Genomic DNA, 25,860 nt, shown 5'->3' with positions numbered 1-25,860 from the left:
CGAGATTAAACATTTATGAATAAAGCAAAAATAGCTTACATTTCCTTTGATACTGTACCCGCACCAAAGGGGGCTGCTATCCATATTGAGGCTTTTTCTGTAGCCTTAGCAGCAGCTTTCAATCATATAGATTTATTAACAGTTTCCCCGACAACAGAGTTGATAAACTCCGTCCAAATTCATCCACAAATTATGCAAACAATGTTGCCAGCTTTGGGTGAGAATTTAATTCAGCGAATTTTATACTTTCGTCGGATATTAAGAGTATGGTTGCAAGGAAAGAGATTTGATACTATTCATATTCGTTCAATTTACGAAGGTTTGGTTATTGCAATTAACAAAAATCAATATTGCGATAAATTAATCTTTGAAGTGAATGGCTTACCTTCTATAGAGTTAAAATATCGATATCCTGGAGTAGTGGAGGATAAAGAACTTTTACATAAGTTGTATTCTCAAGAGCAAATTTGCTTATCAGCAGCAGATTTAATCGTCACTCCTAGCGCAGTCACAGCTAAATATTTACAACAACAGAGGCACATCCCAACAGATAAAATCCGGGTAATTCCCAATGGTGTAAATTTAGATGTCTTTACCTATCGTTTAGCGCAAAATGTGAATTATCTACCCTTGCAGATGTTATATTTTGGGACACTTTCTTCCTGGCAAGGTGTGAATTTAGCTATTGAGGCTTTAGGGCTAATAAATCGAGATATTCCTGCTTATTTAACTGTAATTGGACAAGCCAGAGAATATCAAATTAAAGCTTTAAGACAGCTAGCATCAAAGTTAGGTGTAGGGGATAAATTAACTATCCTAGAACCAATATCACAAAAAGATTTGGTGACAAAAATCCATGACTCAGATATGATTTTATCTCCTCTCACCGCCAACGATCGCAATTTAGTTCAAGGTTGCTGTCCCCTAAAGATTTTAGAAGGTATGGCAACGGGAACGCCTGTAATTGCCAGTGATTTGCCCGTAGTACGGGAGTTAGGAGAAGATGGGGTTGATTTTTTATTAGTCAAGCCAGGTTCAGCTAAGGCGATTAAAGATGGGGCATTACGGTTACATGATGAGAGAGAATTAGCCACGCAACTAGCAGCCAACGCCCGCCAGCGAATTGAAAATTACTATACTTGGCAACAGGCTGGAAATGCTTTAGTGAAAGCCTATCAAGAATTAGGCATTAAGCGGTCAATCACCGTTTGAAGTTGCTGTTTTTCTTGAGTGATAGAATGGGTAGTTAAGATGCGATCGCGTGCTGTTTGCTTAACTCGATTTTTTTCCTCTAAGGTTATCCCCAAACATTCCAGCACAGCCTTACCCAACTTGTGTAACTGAGAACGAGACAGTAAAAACCCGTTTTCACCGTGCGAGATAATTTCTGGAATCCCACCTGCATCACTAGCAATACAACAACAACCACAAGCCATAGCCTCTAACAGTGCATTAGGCATTCCCTCCCACAGTGAAGGCTGAAGATATACATCACATAACCGCAGATAAGCCGCTACTTTTTCAGGGTGAGATAAATGTCCCGTCACTATCACTCGTTGGGCATCTTCTGGCTGATGGCTGGCATACAATTGCAATACAGATTCTTGAGAAGCCCTAACTTCACCAATAATTAGTAGACAAGCTGGACGTTGTTGGCGAACCGTAGTTAAAGCATTCAATAAAAACTTCTGCCCTTTCTTTTCCCGCAGTTCCCCACAAAATCCCAGTACGACTTCATCAGGGGCAATTCCCAAACTATTCCGCAGATTATCCTCAATAAACCCCTCATTCCAGGGAGAAAATATTTCTGTATCAACAGTATTTTTCAACACCAACACATCATCACGCCCACTCAATAGCTGAATCTTCCTCGCCATATCAGCACTGACAGCAGTAATTACATTAGTATTTTGCAACGTCCACTGCAAACGCGCAAAATCTCCCGGTGGAAACATTTCTCTGTCAACATCATTACCCCGCGCACTCACAGTGCTGACTATTCCCTGAAGTCTGGCAAACCAAGTGGCAATAAAACCACTAGGAAAAAGATAATGACCCCATACAGCATCATAACCACGAGTTTGATGCAGCCATTCTAAGAAATTTAATGTATGCGGCATAGTCATATCCCAATGCCGATATAACCCTATGCGATAAACACGAGGCTTAATTTCTAAAGATTCCGGTGGTAAAACTTCCCCCGGCTGTAAGTAACGACTCCAGGTAACAACATCAACTTCTATACCCAGTTGACACAGTGTTGTCACTAGTCGCGTAGCACTACTAGCCAAGCCTCCCAAATCTGGTGTAAATCTTTCTGTAATTATTAAAAGTCTCTTCATATTAGGGACAAACACTTTCTTAAGTGGTAATCTCAATATTGAGTGTAAGACATTTTTTCAACCCATTTTTGAGAAATTAACTTTTAGCTTCCCTAATAAAACTTGATTATTAAAATACTTATCTGACAAAACTCAGTGATTTATCTTGATTAACTATATGGCTACTCATCAATAAGGGAATTTCAATAGAGAACTCTGTTCCTTTACCAGCTTCTGATGAACAACTTAGCTTTCCCTTGTGCTTTTCAACGATAATCTGATAACTGATTGATAAACCCAATCCTGTCCCCTTACCTACGGGCTTAGTGGTGAAAAATGGATCAAATAATCGCTCCTGAACTGCTTCTGTGATGCCTAAACCATTATCCGCAATTCTGATAGCAACACAATTTTCTGCTGAGAGTTCTGTGGTAATTTTAATTTGACGGCAACTAGCATCCTTTCCTGTGCTAGAGCATTCGTTTATGCACATATGTAAGGCATCAATTGCATTACTAATAATATTCATAAATACTTGATTGAGTTGCCCAGGATAACACTCTATTAAAGGTAAATTACCATAATTTTTGATGATCTCTATTTTAGGATGTTCAGGTTTTTCTTTCAGCCTGCTCTGCAAAATTAATAATGTACTATCAATTCCTTCGTGAATATCAACCTTCTTGATCTCTGCTTCATCAAGACGAGAAAAATTCCTGAGAGATAAGACAATTTCTGTGATACGTTTGCTTCCTACTTGCATTGAATGTAATATTTTAGGTAAATCATTAAGTAAGAAGTCTAAATCAATTAATCCAATATAATCTTGAATTTCTGGATCAGGATTGTTATGAAACTTCTGATAAAGCTTCACAAGCTGCATCAAGTCATTGGTATATTCACTAACATATTTTAAATTGCCAGAAATAAAATTAACTGGATTATTAATTTCGTGAGCTATCCCAGCAACTAACTGCCCTAAACTAGACATTTTCTCAGCTTGAATTAATTGGGCTTGAGTTTGTTGTAGCTCTTGGAGAGATTTTTTTAATTCCTGAGATTGCCTTTGAGCAATTTGAGTCAAATTGTCCTTAATTTCCAGAGTACTCTGTAATTGTGCGCGTTGCTGAGTCAGTTCTGCCATTAACTTTTCAGTATCAGCTAGAGAGCTATTCTTGGCTTGTAATAGAAAGAGAAAATCAGCAATTGGATCGTGAATTGCAAAATCTTTTAGTTTAAGCTCAAGAGGAGCAAGACTAGCTGTGTCAGTAATCCAAGGAGAACCTAAGAAAAATATTATCTCTTCCTCTTGTTGATACATCATTTGTCCCTTAAGCATCATTCCATTATGAATAAACTCTAAAATGAAAAGAGAACGGGACTTTTTCTGAATATGTTCAAAATCAACTGGAATGTTAGGACGATTAATCAGGAAATTTTGCCCAATATGACTACCAATTAGTGGTTCAGAACTGATGCGTGCTATAACATCACCAGCCTGTAAAATTTCGTGTTTCTGGTTAAAAGCAAAGTGAAATGGAAAGGCTTGAGCAAAAAGTTCTGGTGAGAGGCTTAAGTGAGGAGTAACCATTCATATATGGCTCAATGTGGTTTATATTTCACTAAAAATTCATCATGTTCAGCACCATCATCCCGACTCTGGGTTTGAGTAATATCCACTTCTGTATCAAACCGTGTCCCTAATCCTTTAACTAAACCAAGAATCATAGGAGCTAGTCCTTCTCTGGTAGAGCGATAGTGTAGCTTTAGAGAAGCTTCTTCTGTATCAGTGCATTCAAATGATGGAGGTTTTAGTTTAGGAAAACTGACTCCTACACGAGCATGAAGATTATCCAGGTTATCTAAAAACTCAGGTAGATTATCCCCACTCATATCTATCATTTCCCCATAACCTTCCTCTGATGTGTATTTCACCCAGAATTCCCCAAAAGCTTGCATAATCTCTGATGGAGATAAATTGAGAACCACACTAGCAGCTTTTACTAGCCTGTGGGTGAGATCATCAGGGTAGCCTTCCATACTAATGAAAACGTCTACATCTACCTCAGCTTTCTGCTTAATTTCTTTCCATATCTTTTCACCAAAGCGACCGCATACCATATCTTGAATCGCTTTATTCACTAATCCATACATATTAATTCTCCTCGAAAATCGATCGCTAACTAATACTTAACGCTGTCATAGAGCTATTAACGTCTTCGCGCTTCAGTTCACGTTGAATAAAAATTACAAAGCTTTAGCCTTAAAAAAGTGTAGGGGATTAAGTCCCCGTCTTCTATCAAGCCGCAAGTATTGTGGCGGAGTTTAAATCCCCGTTACAACACGTAATTGCGTTAGCGGAGCGGGACGTTAGTCCATTGCGAATTGCGAATTGCGAATTGATTTAACTACCCTTTGTAATAATTTTTGATGTACTAATCGGTGTATCAGGTCTGACTAAATTCTAGTGCTACAAATTGCTTTTTTAGCATCAGTATTTTCACCCTTTTTATGTATCTATATTTATGTATTGAGAAGAAGTAAGGAGTCAGGAAAGAGATTATATTGAGAGTATTTAGAGATTTGACGCTGAATTCCATTGAAGAATTGAACACGAGCATCCATTGCTTCCACAATAGCTAGCTTGACCTTGATATCCTCCTCACTCATGGCAACGATATGAGGTTCAATTACTGCGGCTAGTTTTGCTGCATGACTATCATCTACATCAATATGGACTTCAAAAAAGATGAGCGATTCTTTAGGGAAAGGAGCAGATCCGACAATTCCCGTGTATAGTTGCGTGTACAGAGAACTAACAATCCCTTCAGACGCATAACAAATTGCACCCAATGCAGCTAAATAGCCATACTGATGTGGGATTCTCAAGTAAGTTTCTATTAAAGCCAAAGTTTCCGGTGCAGGTGGTAGTGTCGCTAGAGTTTTATCATCAATACCTAGTGCGCGGGTAAATCGACGAAATAATTCTGGGTGAGATTGATTTATATCTCCTTGTCCCATTTCGTCAAATAAGTTTTCTAAGATAACTAACTGAGCAACTTCATCTTGACAACAAGATAAAATACTAGCTAAGATGCGGTTGAATTCCTTAGAAAATTTGTACATTTGAACAGCTAGTACCTGTACATCTTGAAGGCACAAGTTGTCAGTACGACAGCGAGTTAAGAACTCATGCTTCCATAGAGAATGATTAACAGTGATTTCGCGGAAGGAGTTTTTTATTAAAGTTGACATCATGTTTTATTTAGATACTTGTATAGCTAGATGAAGGGGCAGATCAAGTAAAGGGCTAAAGAAGGATTTATCTAATGCAATATGCTCGGAAGTAACACATAATTCTTTCATCACTGGCATCTTATTAAAGCCTGCAATGTTAAGGGAATTAAAATAATCTTCAAGCGTCTTGTGAATCAATTGTACATTTAGCCAAGAACCATCTCGTTTCCAAATACGACCAGGAAACTGCTGATCTCGCTTGCTGAAGTAACCTGCACCATCCACTTGAAAATAGAAGGGATATGTTGCTTCTCGCATATAGGGAAAGGATGGATGAGGAACACTAAATATAAATCGACCATTGGGACGAAGAATACGTGCAATTTCTCTCATACATTCCTGGGTTTGAGCAATTGTCAAATAATTAAATAAAAAAACAGCAACAACTAAGTCTATTTCACCATTACCAAACTGCTTGAGATTGGTAGCACACCCGACTTCGTATTTAATCCCTAGGGGGTTTTTTTTGTCTTGCAAGCGTGCTGCTTCAATCATCCCTTCAGAGATGTCTATCCCATAAACTTGTGCAGCACCACGTCGCGATAGTTCTCTACTGCAATAACCTTCACCACAACCAAGGTCTAGTACCTGCATTTGAGTACATGGTTCACAAAGCTTTAGTACAAAAGGCCTGGCTGTAAAGTCTGAGAGAGAGATAGGTTCTTCTCTCACCCAATTAGCAGATGTCTGATTGTATAAGTCTCTCGTAGAGGTTTGGTTATTTAGTATGTTCATATTTGACTATATTTGGTTGACTTAGAATTTTTATAAAAATTTTCGATTTAAACCTACTCATGTTTTATCATGATGTAATTTTATTATTCATGTTGATATTACTGATTTTTGATTAACCTATATCTAAAAACTAAAAATCAGATTTATCAGACGCTTGTAATATTTATTTTCTTTAAAAAAAAGAACTATAATTTAAAGCTGCTTCATGAAGTTTTATCTATTTAGTTGTGTAGCTAACTTCATCTAATATTATGAATTTTACAAATAATAATTAAAAAAAATATCTTAATGGAGAATTAAAATTTCCGCTAAATATTCTCTTTTTGTATCAAGATTATTCCCTTAGAAAAACGGTATATTTGCCGAAGTTATACAACACATAAAATTGATACTTTGTAATTGCAGATTCGTAAAAAAAACGAATTAGCTGTAAATGTATAAGTTATTTACTTAAAAAATTAATTTGGCAAAAATAATGATGCAAGAACTGTTAACTGAATTGTCGTTACAAGCTCAATCAGAATATGAACAGGCGATCGCATTTTCTCAGATGGGCGATCGCCTCTTTGATGAGCTAGCTGATAAGATGGCAACAAAGCGAGATTACCGACTGCTGTTTGAACACACCTTGCAGCCTGAATTATTCCAACAAATCCAATTTGCGGCCGCAGCTTATATCTCAGCTTGTCTAAATAGTCCCATCATTCTTTCTGAAGCGGAAATGCTGCAACGGCTGTTGGAAGCTAGGAAAAACTTACCAAACTACACTGGTACTGGTCTGTTAATGCCCAAGAAAGAACATACTCTAGCTTTTAACTTGTTTCAAAAGAGTGTGGCTGAAGCTTTTTACAGTCTGGGAGCTAATGACCTCATTGATGCCGTAGATTTACCAGTAAATCTACGCATGGTTTATGGACAGACTGATGCGGAGAAACTGCGTTTACCTTTTACTAGTTCCAAGTGCCATAGCGACGTGTGGGCAGGTGTTCCAGCAGATGCTACTGTGGTTGTTTTACCGCTATTTGGCGACATTGATAATATCACCATTGAAGCGGGTGAAATGCCGCGTGAAATGGAACTACAGGCGATGCGAGTGATGTCTGACTTTGATGAAGGTCGAGATATTCCGATGGTTGTCTCTTACAAGGAAGCAAAACTACAGCATGGTACTATGTATTTCAATGATGCTCGTGGCTTGCACCAGACAGTCAGAAGAAAATCTGAAGGGTTGAGGATTTCCGTTGATTTTCGCTTCCGCAGACAATTTAATGAAGCTTATCGGGCGATGGTTGCACCCAATGTTGGTGGTGTTGAAGAAGATATGAGTGTACCTTATGAAGACTGGCTCAAGGTTGGTCAGGAAACTCTGATTGTCTTTGATGAAACTGTTGAGCAGGCGAAAGAGAAGCGCAATCTAGTATCTCCTGTCCCCCTTTATACTAGAGGATATCGCCTTGTAAAGATGTTTGACTTTTAACTTTCACGATTTTGTCAGCAAGAAAAAATAAAGAGGTCTAATTAGACCTCTTTGACAACTTCTTCTTATAATAAATTTTAAAACTATAGCAATTACAGCAAACCCGCATTAGAACCTTGTTTACCAGTGGCAAGTTCCACCTTAACGATTTTGCCACCCATTTTTTGAATCCGTTGTTGTTCAGAGAACCAATTTTCGTAAGGAACAAGCTTAGTAAAGTAGGTGTTTTGTAGTTCGCGTTGGGTACGAATCCGGGTTTGGCTGGGAACGCAAGCTGTAATTTTAAATAAGCGAGCCATATCTTGATTCTCCTGTGGTGATTATGAAAACTTTTTTATTTCAAAAATGGGATGATGAACTTTACCCAGATTTCTAATTAATCTTTCAAAGGCTGGAAATCAAACATCAATACTAGACAGCTAACACTCATAACTCATATTTAGTTAAATAAGCGTCTAGACGTTCTAGCACTCACAGTTGATTTCCAGACCTTAATATAAGCGCACCTAATGACTTAAGTGCAATCTAACTCTTAGCTCAAGCCAGAGGAGATGTAGTCGAAGTAAACGCCCATTTCTTTACCAGCGTCAGGACCAACCAAGCTAGCAGTTACTTCTTTAATTGCTTGGATAGCTTGAACGGTAGCTCCAACAGGTACACCCAAGGAGTTGTAGGTTTCTTTCAAACCGTTGAGTACGCGCTCATCCAAGATGGAAGGATCGCCAGCTAGCATAGCGTAGGTAGCGTAGCGTAGGTAGTAATCCAAGTCACGGATACAAGCAGCGTAGCGGCGGGTGGTGTACATATTACCACCGGGACGGGTGATATCAGAGTACAACAAAGATTTAGCTACAGCTTCTTTAACGATCGCAGCTGCGTTTGCGCTGATGGTGGTAGCAGCACGTACACGTAGTTCGCCAGTAGCGAAGTAGCCTTTGAGTTTTTCTAAAGCTGAGGTGTCAAGGTACTTACCTTGAACGTCAGAGGAGTTAATTACAGAGGTAATTGCGTCTTGCATGTTGTTATTTCCTTATTTCCAACCTTATTGCAATAGATTTCAGTTTCGTGCTTTGGAAACGGTTTCCAACTACTGCATTGCACCAACAACGTAGTCAAAGTAAGCACCAGCTTCGCCAGCGTCTTCAGCAGACAACAAGCCAGCAGCTACGCTCTTCATAGCGGCAACACCACCAGCAACTGCATCGATGGGTGTACCGAGGGATTTGTACATTTCACGTACACCAACGATACCGATTTCTTCGATGGGGGTAACGTCACCAGCAACGATTCCGTAGGTAACGAGGCGGAGGTAATAGTCTAGGTCACGCAGACAGGTAGCTGTCATTTCTTGACCGTAAGCGTTACCACCAGGGGAAACAACATCAGGACGCTTTTGGAAAAGTTGGTCGCCAGCTTGCTTAACGATACGCTCGCGGTTTTCGGTCAATACTTGAGCGATGCGGAGGCGTTGTGCGCCACCAGCAACAAAGCTCTTGATCCGACTTAGTTCGCCAGGGCTGAGGTAGCGGGCTTCTGCGTCAGCATTCACGATGGACTTCGTGACGATACTCATTAATGGATTCCTCCAGTACGAAATAAAACCAGAATTTGATTAAACTGGTGCGACTTTAAAGTTGGTCGGGCTGAGATTTTTACTCTCATCCTACAGACACAGCAGTTAAATGAGTAACTGCTTCTGTCTTTAGATTACGAGGTTGCTTGAGTTAATACAACTACACAAGCTTGAAAACTCAACTACCTTACGCAAAATATTCTCCGGCATTCTGTTGAGCATTTATTGCTACTCTTAACAGTTTGTAACATTTATTTTCAGATTTGCCGCGATCGCCACAGTTATTACAAGCCAATACGAGATTAGGGGCTGGGTATTAGGAGTGAGGTATGGGGAAAAATTTCCCCCCTCCCCAATCCTCAATCCCCAGTCCCTGAGCAACTAGCGAACTTGCACACTACCGAAATAGTTATGCTGACACTCGTGAGTATGGAACTACATCTTCACCAAAGTAGCCGCTATATTCTGCGCTATTCACAATCGCTTCTACAGCAGCACGCAAACCGCCATCAGCCAATAGGTTGTTATATTGGCTAATTTCGTCTTGGCTAGCTGGCGCACGTCCCAACAGGTGGCGGAACAGAAGTTCCACGACCTTAGCAGAGGGATAAGGCGTACAGAAACGTTGACAATAGATATCAGAACTAGCTAGTTCTTGCACAAACTCGCGCACGGAAATCTCACCGTTGCTGAGTTTACTTTCCAAGTCAGCAAGACGTAAATAGTCAGGAACTTCACTGCTATATACATCCATTACCTGAGAGTAAATAGCGTTGATGACTACCTGTGCTTGGGTTGTAGCATCAGTCAGACGGTGAATGCGAATGGGTTGGCGAGCTACTTCTACAGATTGTCCGCCGCCATCGTTAGAGGAACGACCCAATTCCACGAAGGAGCGTTTGGCTTCAGCCGCTAAATCTGCGATCGCCTTTGCTAAAATTGGTGTCTTATCAGAGTCAATGCGGGATTTTACAGTCTTAAAGCTAGGTACAACCAAATCATCGTTTTGCTTGGTGAGTTGGTTGTACAGTCTTTGAGTATTGGGGAAGTTCGCAGCAGGTAAGGTGGGGAAGCGACGATAAGGTACGGTATCTTCACCAAACACCTCACTATACTCCTGACTATTCATCAACGCCGCAATAAAGGCGCGAATCCCTTGGGTAGCCAAAATTTGGTTATACTTGCGGATTTCTGCCTGATCAAGCGGTGCGCGTCCTAGGAAGTGCTTAGTTCCCAACTCAATTACTTTGGTGTTGGGGTAGGGTGTGTAGAATTCCTTCAAGTAGAGGTTAGAGTAACCCAAACCTTCAATAAATTCTTTAACGCTGATTTCGCCGTTACCCAACTTGCTTTCTAAAACAGTAAATTCGTTTTTAACAATGTAAGGTGCAATATCACGTTCAAAAATCTGGCGGTAAGCCGCATTAATCAAAGTTTTGACTGCGACTTTATCAACAGTATTTGCTACTAGTTTGAAGACCTTAGTTTGTTCTCGTTGCTTAGTAACACCTTGGTTGATGCGAACTTCTACATCTGGTTCTGGGCGTTTTTCCGCAACTGTACCCAATTCTACAAAGCGTGGTGTGACTTGTTTTTCAACTTTTGCACCCACATCTTCACGAATACTACCAACGCGCAATTGACGTTGTGATACACCAGCAGGAGTTAGATAGCGTTCGTAAGGAACGGTATCTTCTCCAAAGGCTTCACTATACTCTACGCTGTCCAGAATGGCATCAACTACAGCATAAAAGCCTTTCTTCGAGGCGATATCAAAGTATTTGTTAATTTCTTGACGACCGTAGGTAGGACGACCTAACAAGCGTCGGTGAATGTACTCAATGGCTTTACAAACATAAAGCGATGTCCAGTACATTTTGCGGAATATATCCGACTTCGCCAAAGCGCGGACAAACTCCCGTAGAGAAATTTCGCCGTTTTCTAGCTTAATTTCTTGCACTTTTAGCCGTTGACCTTCGTAAAGGTCGCGTCCAAAAACTTGCAGATAAGTAGCTCTAATTACTGCTTGGGTAGAGCTTTCCGAGAACTTAACGCTTGCACCTTTAGCAGCCTTTTTACCAATTGTGCCAGGCAATTGATCTAACTTGAACACCTTCGCGCCCAGAGTACCAGGAGCGACACCTCTAGCACCAGGGTTGCTCAGTTGGTTATTAATCCCAGGGCCTTGGTGAATCAAGATCCGTCTTGTATCCTTACCAAAAGGTGCAGGACTGGTGCTGGGGTTGCGGGTTTCTTTCGGGAAAATCGCCCCAAACTGAATTTCCAAGGGGTCGTTACCAGAACCGTAAGGATGCTGGTCGGGTAGTGGCTGTTCGTAAGCCGCAAATGTTGTGATAAATTGAGGTACTTTGCGGAAAGGCGCACTGTAATTAAACAGGTCTTGTTGTGGCCCCCAGTTACGACATTCTTGTGCTTCTTGACCCAGACCACGCAGGTAAGGTACTGTTTCTTCCCCAAAATAGTCGCTGTACTCTTGAGAATCTACCAAAGCATCTACTAATGCTGATAGACCGCCGTTAGAAATAATCGAGAAGTATTTTTGCACTTCTTCACGGCTACTTGGCCCCCGTCCCAAAATGTGACGGAAAGCTAGTTCAATAACGCGGCTGTTAATAAAAGGTTGGTAAAACTGTTTTTGGTAAAGAGGAGATTTCGTCAAGCGGCGGACAAACTCTTTCATAGAGATGTCGCCGTTTTTCACTTTGGATTCTAAGTCAGAGATTGACAAGCTGTAAGCACGGGTAATATCGCGCTCAAAGATTTGCCGATAAGCTGCTTTGATGACTTCATTTTTTTCGCTAGTTGATAACCCAGTCTTCATGACAAACTTGGGTCTTCTTTCAGCTGCGTTGAAGTAGATTTGAGGTAGTTGTAAACCTTGTTGGTCGCCAGAGGGACGTTGACGCACTTTAGTAGAAGGTGTTGCGGCTTTGAACTCTGTCAACAACACATCCATGTACTGAGTCACAATCTCTGTGGCTTCAGGATCTTTGCGGAAGTAAGACAGCGATGCTGATCTAATTTCTTGCAAAGCTACTAAAGTCGCTTCCCCAGAACAAGCATTTTCAATAATTTCCCGCAAACCACGGGTATTCACAGCAATGATATTGGGGTCGCCAGCGACGATCGCATAAGTAGCATAGCGCAAGAACCAGGATAAATCCCGTAAGCTCTTGGCCATGTTGCTGGGGCCGTAACGCGCAACGTTAATTGGTCTAAACCCTGCTGGGGTTGGGCCACTAGGAGATGTGTTAAATATGGAACGCAAATTTTCTAAGAACCCACCACGCGTTTCCACGTAGGTTACAGTCCCTAATTTCATTCCTTCTGCAACATTTCCACCACCAACAGTAGCACCAGCCATTGCTAGTTCTTGTTCTCTGGGCTTTTCTAAAAAAGCCATTGGCGAACCACCAACAAAAATCCGGTTAGCAGCGCGGGATACGATAATCTCAGAATTGTCTGTGAGGGTCTGGGCAATTTCTAACCGCTTTGCACCAGATGCAAAATAAGTTGCTAGTTCTTTTAGTTCCCCATTACCCAAAAAGCGGTCTTGTTGCTCTGCTTGGGAAATGGTTGCTACAGCCAAGGTTTGATATAGTTGCGGGCGCGCAACTGAGCTTCCACCACTTGCCTTAACACTCATTGATTTGTAAAACTCCCATCATAATAATTTATGTGTTAAGTCTGGGTTGCTTGAGGCTTGACACATAGGTCTTTTCATGCGTTGTGATTACTGCTTACAAAACTGCCAGTAAAATTAACCCAGTCAGCTTTTAGATTAGAACGTTTTGCGTTTGCACTGTTGAATTATTAAGAAGTATGTAGATTTTTTCGTCTTAATCCCTGTAGATCAATAAGTACATACTCTTTCTCTCCTGAGACAACATCTAATTTTTGTTACTTTTTTTAACGAAATCTCCCAAAATGTTCTAATTTGCCTTTGCTCTCTCATGGAGATTAGTGAGAAATTAAGTCAAATTCTGACTAGTCGTACACCATCAGAGCGATCGCTAAAAACAATATTATTATGAAAAAATCACCGCCTAAGTAAGAGCGTGTAAATAAAAAAACGTTTGTAGTAAGCACTTTAGTGCTACTGCGAGGACGAAAATTCTCCCTGCGTTCCCTACGAGACGCTGGCGCGTAGCGTATCCGTAGGATTCACCCCGGAGGGATACACTACGAACTCAAGCTGAGAAAGTAAGTAGATTGCTGCAAAGTTATAATCAATAAAGAATTTGCAGGTTAAAATATCATGAATTTAGTTGTAAAAACTTCTCCTAGCAATACTGCACCTAAGTTAACTTATGATGTCTTAATTGAAAACCAAGAAGATGGCACATTTAAAGCAACATTGCTAGGTTTACCAGATTGCCAAGCTTTAGGAAATACAGAAACAGCAGCGATAGAAACCCTCATTCAAAGTTTGCAAAGTCGCTTAGAGACTGCCAAAATTATAACTGTAGAAATTCCAGCAACTGAAGTTGTAGAAAATCCTTGGTTGAAATTTGCTGGAATGCACAAGGATAACCCTCTTTTTGATGAAGTAATTGCTTATATAGAAGAAGAACGGAATGCTCTTGATTCAAAAATGGAGGAAACTCATGCAAAATTTATTAATGAAATTGATAAAGAGCTTGAAAAAATGGGAGTCAACAATGCAGATGAAATCATGAAAATATTTTATTTAACGCAGCGTAATCAAGCAGTTAATACAAATGATACGGAGAATAATTTGTAGTGGCTCAATTGTATATTTTAGATACAGATCACGTATCACTTCTCCAAAATGGAAACAGAATCATAACAAAGCGTATAAGCAAAAAAAATCCCGAAAATTTAGCTGTAACTGTAATTACATTAGAGGAAAAAATGAAAGGATGGTTGAATGAAATAAACAAGAGCAATAATGAGGCTTTTAGAGTAAACAGCAAATTGCTATGGGCTTACAAAGGCTTGGCAGATGAAATAAATTTTTTTAATAATATTCAATTATTGGCTTTTGATAATCGTGCTTACGAAATGTATCAATCTTTGGTTATTCAGAAGCTTAAACGAATAGGTACACAGGATTTACGTATTGCAGCGATCGCCAAATCTGTAAATGGAATTGTAGTCACCCGCAACTGGAGAGATTTTGAAAATGTCCCTGGGTTAATCCTAGAAGATTGGACTATATCTTGAACAGATTAGAAATAACTATATTTTTTAGCTAGTTTATATAATTAATCTATTATTTTTTACGTATCATTTCTTGCTTATATTAAAAATTAATATCAAAGATGAATAAAACTAAAAAGAATATCACTAGAAGAGACACTAATATTTTAATATTGATTGAAAAAAGATAAGTAGGTAGGTAGGCACAATTAAACTGAGCTATATAAACTTATGTAAAGTGCCGTAAATTTTAAAGATAAGGTTTTTAACCAATTTAGATTTCTTAATCCAGTTGTTTCTTTTAGCCTCCACCTACTTACCTAAATTGAGGACACCCTTTTTATACTTAATAACTCTTCTTTTGATTCTATTTTATTAATAACACTTTCTTCTAACAAATGATAGATAAAATGTGGTGTTTCTAAGTTGATTGAATGCAAAAGATTTTGGTAAAGTTGACAGGCTGATTCATCATTGAGAATGCGGTCATGAATAATTCTCGTCCATTCAGGTGCAGTAATCATTAATTGAGGGACAACCTCAATTAATGCTTTAATTTGTTTTTCAACCTCAAAAGATTCAAGAAAATGGATTAATCCAAACATAACTTCTGGGTGTTCGCATTGATCATTCAAAATTAAATGGTATTGAGATAAATACTGCTCATCAGGATTTTCAGCTAGTTCAGCTAAAGCATTTTCAAATTGGACAACTTGTTCTTCTGTTTGCATCAAGCAGTTATTTTTTAAGATGGTCAGTAAATCGTTTTGATTCATGATTTTATGTTTTCTTTATCAAAAATATCTTTCCATTGTAATTTATTCATTCTAATTAATGTTTGTAAGCTATACCTGATATCTTTATTGTACAAACCTTGCCGAAGATAAATAGAACGTACATCCTGAATCTCTTTCGCTAATACTTCTCTGGGTGACAATTTCAAATTAGGCGATTTGCCGTAAGAGTTTGTTTGCCGATGACGGCCTCCTTTTCCTGGTGATAAATGTTCCATCATCATGGCAATCCTTTTGTTGGTTGTATAACTTGTGACTTTGGCTTTCATGAAAGCATTTGAGGGTATGTGATGAGGTGTGAGGTTATCACCCCTGCGTCCAGCTTTGAGCAAGTCTCCATAAGTCCCTACACTTCCTTCCCCCAAGATGAGTTGAGAATGATTGTGAGTAATATTTCTGCTCCTTTGTAATAGTCTTAAATCTTCTATCTTCTGAGAATAATAACCTTTGTCCTAATTACCCCTATCCGCTAAACTCAGAAATGCTGCGTTGTTCCTCATCATGTCCGACCCCCAAACTGTTAGTAATGCTGTTGCCAAACTCTACGATACGTATCCTTTCCCGCCAGAACCCATCCTAGATGAACCACCCCCTGGCTACAATTGGCGATGGAATTGGTTAGCAGCTTATAGTTTTTGTACCGGACGGAAACCACCAAAGCAAGATATCCGCATTTTAGATGCTGGTTGTGGTTCAGGTGTGGGGACGGAATATTTGGTACATCTCAACCCCCAAGCACAGGTGGTAGGAATTGACCTGAGTTCTGGGACTTTAGAGGTAGCAAAAGAACGCTGTCAACGTTCTGGTGCTGACCGTGTAGAATTTCATCACCTGAGTTTGTACGATGTTGAACAGTTACGAGGTGAGTTTGATTTAATTAACTGCGTTGGTGTATTACATCACTTACCAGACCCCATACGTGGGATACAAGCCTTAGCGAAAAAGTTAGCCCCTGGTGGTTTGATGCACATTTTTGTGTACGGGGAGTTGGGACGTTGGGAAATTCGGTTAATGCAAAAAGCGATCGCACTCCTGCAAAATGAGAAAAGAGGCGATTACCCTGACGGTGTACACGTCGGACGAAAAATATTTGCTTCTCTCCCAGAAAACAATCGGCTTCTCAAACGGGAAAAAGAACGCTGGTCAATGGAAAACCAAAGGGATGAATGCTTTGCTGATATGTATGTTCATCCCCAGGAGATTGACTACAACATTGATACCCTGTTTGAACTCATTGATGCGTCGGGATTAGAGTTTATTGGCTTCTCAAATCCTAGCTTTTGGAATTTAGAGAGACTTTTGGGGAAAGCACCAGAGTTAATAGAACGGGCAGAAGAATTGAGTAAACGCCAAAATTACCGTTTAATAGAATTACTCGACCCAGAAGTAACTCACTACGAATTTTTCCTCGGTCGTCCACCCATTACCAAAGCCGACTGGTCAAACGATAACGCCTTACTTTCAGCAATTCCCGAACTAAATCCTTGTATTGACGGATTTCCTAGTAAGTGCGTGTTTAACTACGACTATCAAATTATTAACTTCTCAGAAACAGAGTTTGAGTTTCTACAAAAGTGTGATGGTAATTCCACCGTGGCAGAGATTTTGGTAGAAATACAACTAGGGTTAGACGGAGTGAGAACCCTAATGCAACAGCAGTTGTTGATATTAACACCAGCTTAATCATACCTTCAGCTTGCTTAAATAGCGATCGCCTTTTGCCCACCAGAGGCGATCGCCCACAACCCTTTGAGCTAAATCTCATGTAAAGTAGAAGTGTACCCAGCAGATGCTTATAAACTGGGGATGAACAACCCTACAAGTCAGAACTTCCTGAAACTCAGCAGTAGCGAAGTATTTAGCGACCAGTCGCTTCTCCACAAAACACTCCGCAGCACTGACTGAATTTACTCAAACCTGACTTCATCCCCAAAAAAAGCACTAGCTGGAAACTCCAAAAAACTCAATGAGAGGATATTGATTCACCCCAATCACAAGAATATTCCACCCCACATGAAAAAATCTCTCTTCTTTAACCCCTAATCTCCAAATACAGCATTTCTTACCTCCGCGCCCCTCTGCGCTTACCTCCGCGCCCCTCTGCGTTTTCAATTCACAACAATCTGACGTAAAGCTGTACTAACCCCGATTCATCCCCCCAGCAAAAGAAGTTAATTGTTTTTTTCTAAAGTATTGTTACCGGATCGTGATATGATTCAGCTGACTGAATGTGCAGTCATCATAAGTTAGCTGTACTGGTTTCAAGTCCCGTGAGCTTGTCAGAAGAATCAATTGCACCGAATCCGACAACACCACAAGATGCTCAACCTGGTTTTGAGGAAACAGAACCAGTCAATACTTCTATGGATGAGTTTCATCAACTCTACCAGAAGTTATTGGTGATCACACTTGTCTTGAGTGGGATAATATTTATCTCTGTGTGGATTTTTTATTCCCTAAACACTGCCCTGAATTATTTAATAGGGGCGTGTACAGGTGTGGTTTACTTAAAGATGCTAGCTAAAGACGTTGAGCGACTCGGTGGTGAGAAAAATAGTCTCAGCAAAAATCGTTTTGCTCTGGTTATTGGGTTGATTATACTAGCAACTCAATGGCACGATCTACATATTTTGCCTATATTTTTGGGATTTCTCACTTACAAAGCCACCCTCCTCGTCTACATGGTGCAAACTGCGTTCAATCCTGATTCTTAAAAATCAGGCTCACAACAGAGAATACACCCATCCTCGCACCTTGGGGAAAACGCTTGAAGAATGCAAATGCTTAGTGTCTTAAACGCCTTTAATTCTTTTCCCCTAGCCGAATTAGAAGTGGGTCAACATTTCTACTGGCAATTGGGTAATCTAAAAATTCATGGGCAAGTTTTCCTCACGTCGTGGTTTGTGATTAGCATTTTAGTAATAGCTTCACTAGCCGCTACTCGCAACGCCCAAAAAATTCCTAGTGGCATCCAAAATTTGATGGAATACGCCCTAGAATTTATTCGGGATTTGGCTAAAAACCAACTCGGTGAGAAAGAGTACCGCCCTTGGGTACCATTTATTGGTACATTGTTCTTGTTTATCTTCGTATCGAACTGGTCGGGCGCACTCATTCCTTGGAAGCTAATCAAGCTACCATCGGGTGAATTGGCAGCCCCCACCAACGACATCAATACGACGGTAGCATTGGCGTTGCTGACCTCCTTAGCATATTTTTATGCGGGTTTCAGCAAACGGGGTTTAGGCTACTTCAAGAAGTATATAGAGCCAACTCCGATTCTGTTGCCGATCGCTATTCTCGAAGATTTTACTAAGCCCCTATCCCTAAGCTTCCGGCTTTTCGGAAACATCTTGGCGGATGAATTGGTAGTAGGGGTTTTAGTGCTGCTAGTTCCTTTATTTATACCTCTACCTGTAATGGCCTTGGGTTTATTTACCAGTGCTATCCAAGCATTAGTATTTGCTACCCTAGCAGGGGCATACATTCATGAGGCAATGGAAGGACACGGCGAAGAAGAGCATGAGGAGCATTAACGCCCTCAGTTGTTAGCACAGTTCCAACGAGCATCCACGCTCAAAACGTCGCAAAAGCGATTTTCAGAGAACTCGGTGCAGCGTGAAAAAACACGTCTTAACTAGTTAACCTACTTTTGTTAGTTTTGTACTTAAAGCAAGGAAAATCAACATGGATCCATTAGTTTCTGCTGCTTCAGTTCTGGCTGCTGCTCTAGCAATTGGTTTGGCTGCAATCGGCCCTGGTATTGGTCAAGGTAACGCTGCTGGTCAAGCAGTAGAAGGTATTGCTCGTCAACCCGAAGCAGAAGGAAAAATTCGCGGTACGCTGCTATTAACCTTGGCATTCATGGAATCCCTGACTATTTATGGTCTGGTTATTGCCCTCGTATTGCTATTCGCTAACCCCTTTGCTTAAACCCTAAAAGTTTTGTGGGTGTAGAGACGTGAATTATCACGTTTCTACAGACGGTAAAATTTTGGGTAGTTTTTGATGTAAGTTGACCCTTCTTGGCTATGGGTCTCTAAAATATCAAAGGTTGGATGTTATTGCTAGCCATGAAAACTGCTACTCCAACCTCAAGAGGAGAGAAATGTTTGATTTCGATGCTACCTTGCCTTTTATGGCATTGCAGTTCCTACTGTTGGCAGCCTTGCTAAATGTAATTTTCTATAAGCCACTGACCAAGGTACTGGACGATCGTGATAACTATATCCGAACGAATACCCTTGATGCTAAAGAACGTTTGGCGAAAGCTGAACGTTTAGCTCAGGAATATGAGCAGCAATTAGCAGATGCTCGTAGGCAATCGATGGTAGTTGCAGAAGCAGCACAAGCTGACGCTAAAAAAATTACTTCCCAGAAAATTGCCGAAGCACAACAGGAAGCTCAAGCGCAAAGAGAAAAAGCTGCAATTGAAATAGAGCAGCAAAAGCAAGCCGCTATGATTTCCTTAGAGCAACAAGTTGACGGACTTAGCAGGCAGATTCTCGAAAAATTATTAGGGACTACAGTAGCTTAATCAGCTAAAACTGCCAGCCCTGTCAAAGCATAAGCGTATCTGGGCAAGATTCCCAGATCGCTTTATTAAGTGTCAAAAAAACACACCTTTTCCTGCGGAAATTACAAGAAATTTGATTTACCTTCGGGAAATTAAAAACTTGATTTCTGTTGGGAAAAATACAATGTATTAGCAAGCGAGCAGCGCACTTGTAAATGGGTATCACAGGCACTTTCTTATTACTTGCCGCAGAAGCGCAAGCTGCTCAATCTGAGTTGGCAGAAGGCGCAGCAGAAGGTGGTTTCGGTCTAAACCTAGACATCTTAGAAACCAATATCATTAACCTAGCGATTCTGATTGGCATACTATTCTACTTTGGACGTAAAGTTTTAAGCAATATCCTGAGCGATCGCAAGTCCAACATTGAAACCGCGATTCAGGAAGCAGAGAAACGCTTAAAAGAGGCACAAGTTGCTCTTTCCCAAGCGCAAGAACAGTTGACACAAGCTCAGACTGAGGCAGAACGCATCCGCAAAGCAGCCGAAGAAAGCGCACAAGCAACTAAAGAAGCACTATTGGCAAAGGCAGCGCAAGACGTGGAACGCTTGCAACAATCAGCAGCAGCTGATTTAAACACCGAAAGAGAGCGGGCGTTGACCGAACTGCGGCAGCGAGTAGCCGCCCTGGCATTAGAAAAAGTTGAGTCACAACTGCGGTCTGGGATTGCTGAAGATGTTCAACAAGCCATCATTGACCGTAGCATCGCTCAGGTGGGAGGACGGTAATGAAAAGCACTGTAGAAACAGCTGAAATAGCCCAGCCTTATGCACAGGCTTTGATGTCCCTGGCAAAATCAAAAAATCTCGCAGAAGATTTCGGCAGCGAGGCTCGGATCTTAATCAGCCTGTTGCAAGATTCTCAACAACTGAAGAATTTCGTTGATAATCCCTTTATTAAGCCAGACACCAAAAAAGGGGTTATCACGCAAGTTTTGGGTACAGAAGCTAACCCGTACTTACGTAACTTTTTGTTACTGCTAGTAGACAAACGACGCATTTTCTTCTTAGAGGAAATTCTACAGCAGTATCTATCACTGTTGCGGCAGTTAAATCAAACCGTGTTAGCGGAAGTCATTTCTGCTGTTCCCCTATCATCAGAACAGCAACAGGCAATTGAGCAAAAAGTTATCGCTCTAACTAAAGCTCGTCAAGTAGAACTGGTGACAAAAGTAGACAGCGATTTAATTGGTGGTGTGATCATCAAAGTCGGATCACAAGTAATTGATTCCAGTTTACGAGGTCAACTACGTCGCCTGTCTTTACGCTTAGGTAGCTAGGGCTAGGAAGAAGCAGAGGAATAGAGGGAGCAGGAGAGAAAAACTCATAACTCTTGACTCAGCACTCACCACTCACTACTCACCACTCTACTGATTACTATCAAATTCTGCCGTCTTGCAAGAAAAAAAGATACACCATGAGCATATCAATTAGACCCGACGAAATTAGTAACATTATTCAACAGCAAATCGAGCAATACGACCAAGAAGTCAAAGTTGCTAACGTAGGAACTGTTCTGCAAGTTGGTGACGGTATTGCCCGGATTTATGGTCTAGAAAAGGCCATGGCGGGGGAATTGTTGGAATTTGAAGACGGCACTATCGGTATCGCCCAAAACTTGGAAGAAGATAACGTTGGTGCGGTGTTGATGGGTGAAGGTCGCGCAATTCAAGAAGGTAGCAGTGTCACCGCTACTGGTAGAATCGCCCAAATCGGTGTAGGCGAAGCCTTAGTTGGTCGCGTTGTCGATGCTTTAGGTCGTCCCATCGATGGTAAAGGCGATATCAAAGCCAGCGAAAACCGTTTGATTGAATCTCCAGCACCCGGTATTATTGCTCGTCGTTCTGTACACGAACCGATGCAAACCGGTATCACCGCTATCGACTCCATGATTCCCATCGGTCGTGGTCAACGGGAATTAATCATTGGCGACCGTCAGACAGGTAAAACTGCGATCGCTATTGACACTATCATTAACCAAAAAGGTGAAGATGTAGTTTGCGTCTACGTCGCCATTGGTCAAAAAGCTTCCACCGTTGCTAACGTAGTCCAAACCCTGCAAGAAAAAGGCGCAATGGACTACACCGTAGTTGTTGCAGCTAGTGCCAGTGAACCCGCTACATTACAATACCTAGCTCCTTACACCGGTGCTACCATTGCTGAGTACTTTATGTACAAAGGCAAAGCCACCCTGGTAATTTACGACGATTTATCCAAGCAAGCACAAGCTTATCGCCAAATGTCCTTGCTGCTACGTCGTCCACCCGGACGGGAAGCTTACCCCGGAGACGTATTCTACATTCACTCCCGCTTGTTGGAACGCGCTGCTAAACTCAGCGACGAATTGGGCAAAGGTAGCATGACCGCACTACCCATCATCGAAACCCAAGCTGGTGACGTTTCCGCATACATTCCTACCAACGTAATTTCCATCACCGACGGTCAGATTTTCTTGTCTTCTGACTTGTTTAACGCTGGTGTGCGTCCAGCAGTGAACCCCGGTATTTCCGTATCCCGTGTAGGTTCTGCGGCACAAACCAAAGCGATGAAGAAAGTAGCTGGTAAGATTAAACTGGAATTGGCACAGTTTGACGACCTCCAAGCCTTCGCGCAATTTGCTTCTGACTTAGATAAAGCTACCCAAGACCAGTTGGCAAGAGGTCAACGTTTACGGGAACTACTTAAACAGTCCCAAAATGAACCCTTGTCCGTAGCTGAACAAGTAGCGATTCTGTACGCTGGTATCAACGGTTACTTAGATGACATTGCTGTTGATAAAGTCACCACCTTCACCAAGGGCTTTAGAGACTACCTGAAGTCAGGTGTTAACCCTTACTATCAATCAGTACAAAGCAAAAAAGTGCTGGCTGATGATGAAGAAAGTGCATTGAAGGCAGCTTTAGACGACTACAAAAAGACCTTCAAAGCGACAGCGTAAGACAGTGCTGAGTGCTGAGTGTTGAGTGCTGAGAACAGAGAGGAAGTGAGAGTTATCAGAAAATTCCTACCAAGCTTGGCATTCAAAACATTCTGCCACTCAGGACTGAGAACTCAGGACTCGGAACTTAAAAGAATATGCCTAATCTTAAATCAATACGCGATCGCATTCAGTCGGTCAAGAACACCAAAAAAATTACAGAAGCCATGCGCCTAGTAGCGGCGGCGAGAGTGCGGAGAGCGCAAGAACAAGTGCTATCCACTCGCCCCTTCGCTGATAGACTGGCGCAAGTGCTTTATGGACTACAAACCCGTTTGCGCTTTGAAGAAGCCAACCTCCCACTCCTGAAAAAACGGGAAGTGAAATCAGTAGGGTTGTTGGTAATTTCAGGCGATCGCGGTCTGTGTGGCGGCTACAATAGTAACGTCATCCGTCGTGCCGAAAACCGCACCAAGGAACTAAAGGCAGAAGGTGTAGACTACACATTTGTGATTGTTGGACGTAAAGCTACTCAATACTTCCAACGCCGCGACCAACCAATTGACGCTAGCTATACAGGCTTAGAACAAATTCCCACCGCCGACGAAGCAACTAAGATTGCTGACGAGTTGCTGTCTTTGTTCCTTTCCGAAAAGGTAGACCGCATCGAGTTAATCTACACTCGGTTTGTGTCCTTAGTTAGTTCTCGTCCTGTGGTTCAAACTTTGCTACCTCTTGACCCCCAAGGTTTAGAAGCAGCCGATGACGAAATTTTCCGCTTGACAACCCGTGGCGGTCAGTTTGAAGTTGAACGTCAGAGCGTGGCTAATCAAGTCCGTCCCTTACCCCGTGACATGATTTTTGAGCAAGACCCAGTACAAATTCTGGATTCCTTGCTGCCTTTATATTTGAGTAATCAACTCTTACGGGCATTACAAGAATCTGCCGCTAGTGAACTAGCAGCACGGATGACAGCAATGAGCAACGCCAGTGATAACGCTGGTGAATTGATTAAGTCCCTATCGTTGTCTTACAACAAAGCCCGTCAAGCCGCAATTACTCAAGAACTCCTTGAGGTTGTTGGTGGTGCAGAAGCCTTAACTTAGGAAAAAGTCAATTGCTAACTGTGATAAATAGCTAATTGCTGGTGAATTCAAAACTAGCAATTAGCTATTTTTGGTTTTGGGCATATGCGACAAACAAATTTGATACGACTCGTTGTAGTGCTAGCATTTCCATGAAGTTTGAAATTTCTACGCCGCTTGGCTTTACCGTGAGAACATCCGAAGAGTATTGGCAACGATTGATCATCAAGCATCCTGATATAGAGGAGTTGGAGCAGCTAATTCAATCAGCTCTTGCTGCACCGGACGAAATTCGACGCAGTAGCCGAGATGCAGAAGTATTATTATTTTATCGCGCAAGAAAAGAAAAACGTTGGGTTGTTGCGGTGGCGCGACGCTTAAATGGAGATGGATTCCTAATTACAGCCTACCAAACCGATGCAATTAAGGAGGGCGAAACAGTGTGGCTCAAATAAAGGTGTTTTACGAACCAGAAACAGAGCTATTAAGTGTATTTTGGCAAGTTCCCAGAAAAAACCAAATTGCTACTGAGCTTGGAGACGGGGTGATTTTGATCAAAGATGGGGTGAGTGGCGAGCCAATTGGTATAGAAGTTTTGTCCTACCATCCAGGAGACGATCGCTTTGATGCTGTGAGTGTTGAGTTAGGGCAAATAAGTTCAATGCAACCAGTTGGTTAACAACTCTAATGTATCAGACGGACAGATGCGTAAATCTTTCCTTGTTTTACAACAAAGTCCGCCAAGCAGCAATTAATCAAGAACTGCTTGAGGTTGTTGGTGGTGCAGAAGCACTGGGGTAGGAAAAAGTCAATTGCTAACTATAATTAATAGCTAATTGCTGGTGAGTTTAAAACTAGCAATTAGCTATTTGCGTTTTTGGTAATGGGATTTTAGTTTCGGTTTGCTCAGAAGTCGGAAAAGTGATCTATCACGACATAGAAGCGGAATGCACCGACGGTAAGGCATTCAAGACTCGATTAAATAGCATTTAAAAGCCAAAACAAGGCTTCTATAGGGCATCTCAGTGGGTCACATTTGAACCTTAGGGTAAGTGAAATACAGCACAAAAGAATAGGTGCAAACGTAGCTATAGAAATAAATAATTGCAAGCTACAATTGAAAAGAATATTGTTTTATTTGTACCATATTTGGTAAATTATTTTTTTAGTTTTTTTTATCATTCTCTTTATATAAGGCATATTATCGTAGTTGTCATCAAAATAAATACCTTGAGGGTAAACATAATGATAATTACCTTCTCCTAATGTATTTCCTATTTTTTTAGAAATAAGAAAATAATAATTTAGAAAATTTAGATTTTGCTTTCCTACAGGATTGAAACCCTTACCTAGTTTAGACCCTTCCTCGACAAAAAATTTAATAATTCCTGCTTTGACTTGAGGCTCGGCGTTCTTCAGGTTCTTTTTAATTTCTGAAATTTCTCTTAATTTCCTATAAAAGACACTAACTTGATCTATTTCATTTTTATGTAAAAATGAAGGTGCGTTAATAGAAGTTAAATCCCAAATTAAAAAATTGAAATTTGGAAAATCTAAATCCGTGATAAATACAGTCTTAGCGTTAGCATAAGCTTGAGATAATATAAACATATTTTCTTCTATTTCTCTAGAAAGCATTATTCGTAAGTTCCTAGCTTCTCTTACAGTCTTAAAATAAGATAAAAAAGAGCTAAGAATAACTCCTATAAGGCTGCCTACTAAACCTGATGATAAACTGTTCCAATCCATAAAATACTAATTTTTTTTATCCAGTGAAAACAGAATAGCAGTAAAAAATTCGGACTAGTGCTTACAGGGGGAGCAAATTGTGTGAAATTCCCTACAGAGGATGTTCCTTTTCGCGATCGCGCCTTGTTTGCAAGGATTCAATACCTATCAGGGATT

At 40.9% G+C, this 25,860-nt stretch carries 27 protein-coding genes and 1 pseudogene; 16 read left to right on the top strand and 12 right to left on the bottom strand.

Annotated features, from left to right (window positions below; all coding sequences use genetic code 11):
- The first annotated feature begins 15 nt into the window (after nt 1-15).
- Entirely contained in the window at nt 16-1,212 is a 1,197-nt protein-coding gene (locus L6494_RS20990) for a glycosyltransferase family 4 protein (protein WP_237989698.1), read from the top strand.
- Here the strand turns inward: L6494_RS20990 and L6494_RS20985 are convergent.
- The 5 genes from L6494_RS20985 to L6494_RS20965 form a co-directional block, all read right to left on the bottom strand.
- Nucleotides 1,176-2,342, bottom strand: a complete 1,167-nt coding sequence (locus L6494_RS20985; protein WP_237989697.1) for a glycosyltransferase — start codon at nt 2,340-2,342, stop codon at nt 1,176-1,178. The genes L6494_RS20990 and L6494_RS20985 overlap by 37 nt on opposite strands.
- A 118-nt stretch (nt 2,343-2,460) precedes the next feature.
- Entirely contained in the window at nt 2,461-3,912 is a 1,452-nt protein-coding gene (locus L6494_RS20980; protein WP_237989696.1) for a sensor histidine kinase, read from the bottom strand.
- Nucleotides 3,913-3,923: 11 nt separating this feature from the next.
- Nucleotides 3,924-4,475, bottom strand: coding sequence for a heme NO-binding domain-containing protein (locus L6494_RS20975; protein WP_237989695.1), 552 nt, complete (start codon nt 4,473-4,475; stop codon nt 3,924-3,926).
- A gap of 369 nt (nt 4,476-4,844) precedes the next feature.
- Nucleotides 4,845-5,579 (bottom strand): TenA family transcriptional regulator, encoded by a 735-nt coding sequence (locus L6494_RS20970; protein WP_237989694.1) that lies wholly within the window; start codon nt 5,577-5,579, stop codon nt 4,845-4,847.
- Between the two features lie 3 nt (nt 5,580-5,582).
- A complete protein-coding gene (locus tag L6494_RS20965; RefSeq protein ID WP_237989693.1) occupies nt 5,583-6,353 on the bottom strand; it encodes a class I SAM-dependent methyltransferase in 771 nt (256 codons plus the stop codon).
- Between the two features lie 475 nt (nt 6,354-6,828).
- On the opposite strand from L6494_RS20965, the gene L6494_RS20960 reads away from it, so the two are divergent.
- On the top strand, nt 6,829-7,830 hold the full coding sequence (locus L6494_RS20960) for a hypothetical protein (RefSeq protein WP_237989692.1): 1,002 nt from the start codon (nt 6,829-6,831) through the stop codon (nt 7,828-7,830).
- A 92-nt stretch (nt 7,831-7,922) separates the two neighbouring features.
- Here L6494_RS20960 and L6494_RS20955 read toward each other — a convergent pair whose 3' ends face one another.
- The 4 genes and pseudogenes from L6494_RS20955 to L6494_RS20940 form a co-directional block, all read right to left on the bottom strand.
- Nucleotides 7,923-8,129 (bottom strand): phycobilisome linker polypeptide, encoded by a 207-nt coding sequence (locus L6494_RS20955; protein WP_190702125.1) that lies wholly within the window; start codon nt 8,127-8,129, stop codon nt 7,923-7,925.
- A 233-nt stretch (nt 8,130-8,362) separates the two neighbouring features.
- Entirely contained in the window at nt 8,363-8,848 is a 486-nt protein-coding gene (gene apcB / locus L6494_RS20950; RefSeq protein WP_237989691.1) for an allophycocyanin subunit beta, read from the bottom strand.
- Nucleotides 8,849-8,917: 69 nt separating this feature from the next.
- Nucleotides 8,918-9,403: an allophycocyanin subunit alpha gene (apcA, locus tag L6494_RS20945; RefSeq protein ID WP_237989690.1), complete on the bottom strand. Its 486-nt coding sequence runs from the start codon at nt 9,401-9,403 to the stop codon at nt 8,918-8,920.
- Between the two features lie 421 nt (nt 9,404-9,824).
- Nucleotides 9,825-13,070 (bottom strand): annotated as a pseudogene (locus L6494_RS20940) (phycobilisome rod-core linker polypeptide); the annotation flags it as partial.
- A gap of 612 nt (nt 13,071-13,682) precedes the next feature.
- On the opposite strand from L6494_RS20940, the gene L6494_RS20935 reads away from it, so the two are divergent.
- Both L6494_RS20935 and L6494_RS20930 read left to right on the top strand, forming a co-directional pair.
- A complete protein-coding gene (locus L6494_RS20935) occupies nt 13,683-14,168 on the top strand; it encodes a type II toxin-antitoxin system HicB family antitoxin (protein ID WP_237989689.1) in 486 nt (161 codons plus the stop codon).
- A complete protein-coding gene (locus tag L6494_RS20930; protein WP_237989688.1) occupies nt 14,168-14,611 on the top strand; it encodes a type II toxin-antitoxin system VapC family toxin in 444 nt (147 codons plus the stop codon). Before L6494_RS20935 ends, L6494_RS20930 begins: the two co-directional genes overlap by 1 nt.
- A 296-nt stretch (nt 14,612-14,907) precedes the next feature.
- Here L6494_RS20930 and L6494_RS20925 read toward each other — a convergent pair whose 3' ends face one another.
- Together L6494_RS20925 and L6494_RS20920 are read right to left on the bottom strand one after the other, a co-directional pair.
- Nucleotides 14,908-15,363 (bottom strand): Imm30 family immunity protein, encoded by a 456-nt coding sequence (locus L6494_RS20925; protein WP_237989687.1) that lies wholly within the window; start codon nt 15,361-15,363, stop codon nt 14,908-14,910.
- Nucleotides 15,360-15,650, bottom strand: a complete 291-nt coding sequence (locus tag L6494_RS20920; protein WP_237989686.1) for a hypothetical protein — start codon at nt 15,648-15,650, stop codon at nt 15,360-15,362. The genes L6494_RS20925 and L6494_RS20920 overlap by 4 nt, the downstream gene beginning before the upstream one ends.
- Before the next feature lie 232 nt (nt 15,651-15,882).
- Here L6494_RS20920 and L6494_RS20915 point away from each other — a divergent pair, with 232 nt between their 5' ends.
- From L6494_RS20915 to L6494_RS20860, 12 genes are all read left to right on the top strand, one after another.
- Complete coding sequence (locus L6494_RS20915; protein ID WP_237989685.1) at nt 15,883-17,064, top strand: class I SAM-dependent methyltransferase; 1,182 nt, start codon at nt 15,883-15,885, stop codon at nt 17,062-17,064.
- Between the two features lie 545 nt (nt 17,065-17,609).
- Nucleotides 17,610-18,095, top strand: coding sequence for an ATP synthase subunit I (locus L6494_RS20910; protein WP_237989684.1), 486 nt, complete (start codon nt 17,610-17,612; stop codon nt 18,093-18,095).
- Between the two features lie 60 nt (nt 18,096-18,155).
- Nucleotides 18,156-18,917, top strand: a complete 762-nt coding sequence (gene atpB / locus L6494_RS20905) for a F0F1 ATP synthase subunit A (protein ID WP_190702112.1) — start codon at nt 18,156-18,158, stop codon at nt 18,915-18,917.
- Between the two features lie 151 nt (nt 18,918-19,068).
- Nucleotides 19,069-19,314: an ATP synthase F0 subunit C gene (gene atpE, locus L6494_RS20900; protein ID WP_015112744.1), complete on the top strand. Its 246-nt coding sequence runs from the start codon at nt 19,069-19,071 to the stop codon at nt 19,312-19,314.
- Between the two features lie 175 nt (nt 19,315-19,489).
- Nucleotides 19,490-19,918: a F0F1 ATP synthase subunit B' gene (locus L6494_RS20895; RefSeq protein ID WP_237989683.1), complete on the top strand. Its 429-nt coding sequence runs from the start codon at nt 19,490-19,492 to the stop codon at nt 19,916-19,918.
- Between the two features lie 194 nt (nt 19,919-20,112).
- On the top strand, nt 20,113-20,682 hold the full coding sequence (locus L6494_RS20890; RefSeq protein WP_237989682.1) for a F0F1 ATP synthase subunit B: 570 nt from the start codon (nt 20,113-20,115) through the stop codon (nt 20,680-20,682).
- Complete coding sequence (gene atpH, locus L6494_RS20885) at nt 20,682-21,233, top strand: ATP synthase F1 subunit delta (RefSeq protein ID WP_237989681.1); 552 nt, start codon at nt 20,682-20,684, stop codon at nt 21,231-21,233. Before L6494_RS20890 ends, atpH begins: the two co-directional genes overlap by 1 nt.
- A 137-nt stretch (nt 21,234-21,370) precedes the next feature.
- The gene (atpA, locus tag L6494_RS20880; protein ID WP_190702099.1) at nt 21,371-22,891 is read left to right on the top strand and encodes a F0F1 ATP synthase subunit alpha; all 1,521 of its coding nucleotides are present in this window, start codon (nt 21,371-21,373) and stop codon (nt 22,889-22,891) included.
- Between the two features lie 137 nt (nt 22,892-23,028).
- Complete coding sequence (locus L6494_RS20875) at nt 23,029-23,976, top strand: F0F1 ATP synthase subunit gamma (RefSeq protein ID WP_190702096.1); 948 nt, start codon at nt 23,029-23,031, stop codon at nt 23,974-23,976.
- A gap of 41 nt (nt 23,977-24,017) precedes the next feature.
- Nucleotides 24,018-24,410, top strand: coding sequence for a hypothetical protein (locus L6494_RS20870; RefSeq protein ID WP_237989680.1), 393 nt, complete (start codon nt 24,018-24,020; stop codon nt 24,408-24,410).
- Nucleotides 24,398-24,634, top strand: coding sequence for a hypothetical protein (locus tag L6494_RS20865; protein WP_237989679.1), 237 nt, complete (start codon nt 24,398-24,400; stop codon nt 24,632-24,634). Before L6494_RS20870 ends, L6494_RS20865 begins: the two co-directional genes overlap by 13 nt.
- Nucleotides 24,635-24,642: 8 nt before the next feature.
- Nucleotides 24,643-24,756, top strand: a complete 114-nt coding sequence (locus L6494_RS20860; RefSeq protein ID WP_237989678.1) for a F0F1 ATP synthase subunit gamma — start codon at nt 24,643-24,645, stop codon at nt 24,754-24,756.
- A gap of 333 nt (nt 24,757-25,089) precedes the next feature.
- On the opposite strand, the gene L6494_RS20855 is transcribed toward L6494_RS20860, so the two are convergent.
- Complete coding sequence (locus L6494_RS20855; RefSeq protein ID WP_237989677.1) at nt 25,090-25,704, bottom strand: hypothetical protein; 615 nt, start codon at nt 25,702-25,704, stop codon at nt 25,090-25,092.
- Between the last annotated feature and the right edge of the window lie 156 nt (nt 25,705-25,860).

Source organism: Nostoc sp. UHCC 0870 (assembly GCF_022063185.1).
In the GTDB taxonomy this organism is placed as follows: Bacteria; Cyanobacteriota; Cyanobacteriia; order Cyanobacteriales; family Nostocaceae; genus Trichormus.
This window is presented reverse-complemented; position numbering and strand designations above follow the sequence as displayed.